The organism is Corallococcus sp. CA041A (assembly GCF_003612075.1).
Lineage (GTDB): Bacteria > Myxococcota > Myxococcia > Myxococcales > Myxococcaceae > Corallococcus > Corallococcus exiguus.
Genome location: NZ_RAWF01000454.1, coordinates 1 through 3,777 on the forward strand (window position 1 = coordinate 1; position 3,777 = coordinate 3,777).

Genomic DNA, 3,777 nt, shown 5'->3' on the forward strand with positions numbered 1-3,777 from the left:
GTGTATAAGAGACAGGGGGTGGGAGCTGTTCGGCTCCGTGGTGGTCGGGTGCCTGCTGGCCGTGGCGATGCTCCTGTACATGCGAGGCGTCAACCGGGAGCTGCCGCTGTTCCTCGTGGGGCTGTCGTTCGCGGCGGCGGAAGGCGGGGCGCGGCTGCACCTGTCGCCGCTGCTGGTGTCGCTGGCGGCCGGGGCGCTCATCGCGAACCTGGACGAGCGCGAGGGCCGGCGCATCCACCACGCCATCAACCAGGCGGGCTTGCCAGTGTTCGCGCTCTTCTTCGCCGCGGCGGGGGCGGGGCTGCGGCTGGACACGCTGGTGACGGTGGGGCCCGCAGCGCTGCTGCTCGTGGCGCTGCGCGGCCTGGCCATCTGGGGCGCGTGCCGCAGGTTCGCGCCCGCGGAGGACCCGCGCCTCAAGCGCTACCTGTGGATGGGGCTCATCTCCCAGGCGGGCGTGACGTTCGGCCTGGCGGCGCTGGTGTCGCGCACCTTCCCGACCTTCGGGCCGCAGGTGGAGGTGCTCATCATCGCGATGATCACCGCGCACGAACTGGTGGGGCCCGTCCTCACCCGGCGTGCGCTGATGGGCAGTGGCGAAATCCGTGCGGAGGAGGCGGGCGGCGGCGCATAGTGGGTGCACACCCCCTCACCCCGGGGGTGGCCTCTTCCAGGAGCCTCCCGTCATGCCCGCCGCCGTCGCTCCCATCCTCGAGGTGGACGTGGATCACCCCTCGCCCCGCCACATCGCACGCGCGGTGGAGGTGCTGGAGAAGGGTGGCCTCATCGCCTATCCCACGGACACGTACTACGGCATCGGCTGTGATTTGAACGCAAAGAAAGCCATTGAGCGGCTGTACCAGCTCAAGGGCCGCGACAAGAAGAAGCCCTTGTCACTGCTGTGTCCGGACCTGTCGGACGTGGCCCGCTACGCGCACGTGAGCAACTTCGCCTACCGCGCCATGAAGGGGCTCACCCCGGGTGCCTTCACCTTCATCCTGGAGGCCACACGCCTGGTGCCAGAGGTGATGATGACGAAGCAGAAGCAGGTGGGCCTGCGAGTGCCGGACGCTGCCTTGCCCCGCGAGCTGGCGAAAGCGCTCGGCCGCCCGCTCATCACCACGTCGGCAACCCATACCGACGGTACGGTTCTCTCGGACGCTCGGGATATCAAGACGGCGCTGGGGCACGGGCTGGATTTGATTCTTGACGGAGGCGTCACTTTGAACGAGCCGTCCACGGTGGTTTCACTGATAGGCGATACGCTTGAAATCCTGAGGCAAGGCAAGGGTAGTCTGGAGTCCTGAAATCCATTCCAGAGGGGGAAGCCTTGGCTGAGGGGGACCTACCAGCAACGCCTGTCGTCGACTCACCGGAGCGGGTGCCGGGCGCGCTCGCGCTGCTGGGCCTGTTGGTGCTCCGTCCCATTGATTTGCATTACCGGCTGCGCGAAGCGGGCATCCGCTCGCCCGCGGGCCGCATCGGGCAGCTGTGGCGCGAACAGGCCGAAGGAGGCCGCGCCGCCGGGGCCTTCGTGGCGCGGATGCTGCTGCTGCTCGTCGTGCTGTCGCCCCTCCTCACGGTGCTCGCGGGGCTGGGGCTGCGGCTGATGGGCGTGCCGATGCGGGGCGTGTACCTGGTCTCCGCCGGGTTGTGCAGCGCGGTGGGGCTGGTGGTGGCGCTGGTGTCGGGGCTCGCGTCGGGCGTGCTGCTGGGCTCGCTGGCGAGCGTGTCCATGCTGGCGGGGCTGCACGCCACGGCGGGCGGTGCCTTCGGTCCGGAGCACGGAGGCGCGGCGGCGATGACGGTGGGCCTGTGCCTGGGCATCGTGTCCGGCCTGTCCGCGGGGAGCATTGGCGGCCTGTCCAGCGGGCGCGGTCCCTCCGTGCGCAACGTGCAGGTGGCGGCCATCGCCACCAGCCTGGTGCCCATGCTGGTGTGGAGCAGCGCCTCGACGGTGTCCTTCGCGGGCGCGGTGGCGGCGAGCGCGCTGGTGGCCTTCCTGATGTGCGCGTTCCGGCTGCCGTTCTACGCGCTGGAGGTGCTGGCGCAGGCGGTGGCGTACGCGGTGGAGCGCTTCACGGGGAAGCCCACGTTGCGCTGGGTGCCGGTGCGGCATCACAACCTGAGCTACCTGCCGCACCCGTTCCTGAGCCGTCACCTGGCGCTGGCGGTGCGCTCGCGGCCGGCGGAGGTGCTGGCGGTGGCGGACGCGTGCCTGCGCTCGCCGGGCAACATCCTGGTGGGCTGGCCCTGGGTGGTGGAGGCGCTGGAGCGCGCGCACGCCCAGGAGGCCTCGGCGGAACCCCAGGCCTGAAGGCGCCCGGGGCCGCCGCCGGGCGCTACTGCTTCTGCACGTCCGTGACGACCTTCGCGCCCACGTCGTTGGGGGCGTAGGTCAGCTTCACGGAGTCCCCGGCCCGGATGCCCTGGAGGGTCTGCGTGAGCTGGGGCTTTGTCGTGTCCACCACGTAGGTGAGCGGTGGGGCATCCGCGGTGGTGCCCTCCAGCTGGATGCTGGACGGGCTGACGCTCTTCACCTTGCCCGTCCGGGTCTTCTGCTCCTTCGCCACGGGCGCGGGCGTCTGCGCCAGGGCCGTCGTGCCCACGCTGCCCAGCGTGAGGACCGCCATCCACATCCATGCCTGTGCACGCATCTTCGTCACTCCTCGAGTGTGGGAAGCGGCAGGGTGGACCGCTTCCCGGGGTGAAGGCAACGTCGTGACGGGTGGGGCCGTCAGGGAGTTGCCCTCGGGGGCGCGTCCGGTAGCCTCCGGGGACCATGGAAGGACTGCTCGACGCGTTCATCGCCTTCATCCGCGCGGAGCGGGGCCTGTCCGGCAAGACGGTGGACGCCTACGCGGCGGACCTCACCGTGTACTTCGAGGACCTGCGCTCGCGCGGCAAGGACGACGTGGCGCGCGTCAAACAGGAGGACGTGCTCGCGCACCTGGTGACGCTGGGCAAGCGGGGCCTGGGGCGCCGCAGCCAGGCGCGCCATCTGGCCGCGCTGCGCGTCTTCCACCGCTTCCTCGTGGCGGAGCGGCTGGCGGACAAGGACCCCACGGAGGACGTGGACACGCCGAAGTCGCCCCGGAAGCTGCCCGTGTTCCTCACGCTGGAGGAGGTGGAGCAGCTGCTCGCCGCGCCCGACGAGCGCACCGTCACCGGCCTGCGCGACAAGGCCATGCTGGAGGTGCTCTACGCCACCGGCCTGCGCGTGACGGAGCTGTGCACGCTGGAGCTCAACAACGTGCAGCTCACGTCCGGCTACCTCGTCACCCGGGGCAAGGGCTCCAAGGAGCGCATCGTCCCGCTGGGGCGCGTGGCGATTGAAAAGGTCCAGGAGTACCTGGCCCATTCGCGGCCGGAGTTCCTGGGCAAGCGCCAGGCGGACGCGCTGTTCGTCACGCCGCGCGGGCAAGGCTTCACGCGGCAGGGCTTCTGGAAGCTGCTCAAGCGCTACGCGCTGAAGGCCGGCATCCTGAAGCCGCTGTCGCCACACAAGCTGCGCCACTCGTTCGCCACGCACCTGGTGGAGCGCGGCGCGGACCTGCGCGCGGTGCAGCAGATGCTGGGCCACGCGGACCTGGCGACGACGCAGATCTACACGCACGTCAACGGCGCCCGGCTGCGCAAGGTGTACGACGAGTTCCACCCGCGCAGCGACGCGTTCAAGCCCAAGCCCTCCGCGCGCAAGCGTCCATCCGCACCGTGACGCCGGGAGTCGAGCCGTCATCCTTCACGGGGTGAGGGGGACCCTGGACCGCGGGGAGG

General features: G+C 70.5%; 5 protein-coding genes. 4 read left to right on the top strand and 1 reads right to left on the bottom strand.

Annotated elements, in window-relative coordinates; all coding sequences use genetic code 11:
• The 3 genes from D7V77_RS40850 to D7V77_RS40860 all read left to right on the top strand — a co-directional run.
• Positions 1 to 634: cation:proton antiporter (locus D7V77_RS40850; protein WP_199733986.1), on the top strand; the 634-nt coding region annotated here is incomplete at its 5' end.
• A gap of 52 nt (positions 635 to 686) precedes the next feature.
• Positions 687 to 1,307 (top strand): L-threonylcarbamoyladenylate synthase, encoded by a 621-nt coding sequence (locus tag D7V77_RS40855; protein WP_120581577.1) that lies wholly within the window; start codon positions 687 to 689, stop codon positions 1,305 to 1,307.
• 23 nt (positions 1,308 to 1,330) lie between these two features.
• Entirely contained in the window at positions 1,331 to 2,317 is a 987-nt protein-coding gene (locus tag D7V77_RS40860; RefSeq protein WP_120581578.1) for a hypothetical protein, read from the top strand.
• A gap of 25 nt (positions 2,318 to 2,342) precedes the next feature.
• On the opposite strand, the gene D7V77_RS40865 is transcribed toward D7V77_RS40860, so the two are convergent.
• A complete protein-coding gene (locus D7V77_RS40865; RefSeq protein ID WP_126934139.1) occupies positions 2,343 to 2,657 on the bottom strand; it encodes a hypothetical protein in 315 nt (104 codons plus the stop codon).
• Between the two features lie 125 nt (positions 2,658 to 2,782).
• On the opposite strand from D7V77_RS40865, the gene xerD reads away from it, so the two are divergent.
• Positions 2,783 to 3,718 carry a site-specific tyrosine recombinase XerD gene (gene xerD, locus D7V77_RS40870; RefSeq protein ID WP_120581580.1) on the top strand — a complete coding sequence of 312 codons (936 nt, stop codon included), beginning with the start codon at positions 2,783 to 2,785 and terminating at the stop codon, positions 3,716 to 3,718.
• Positions 3,719 to 3,777: the final 59 nt, after the last annotated feature.

Coding starts and splice junctions, on each gene's coding strand:
- D7V77_RS40855 (WP_120581577.1), top strand. CDS start 687: ATGCCCGCCGCCGTCGCTCCCATCCTCGAGGTGGACGTGGATCACCCC.
- D7V77_RS40865 (WP_126934139.1), bottom strand. CDS start 2,657: ATGCGTGCACAGGCATGGATGTGGATGGCGGTCCTCACGCTGGGCAGC.
- xerD (WP_120581580.1), top strand. CDS start 2,783: ATGGAAGGACTGCTCGACGCGTTCATCGCCTTCATCCGCGCGGAGCGG.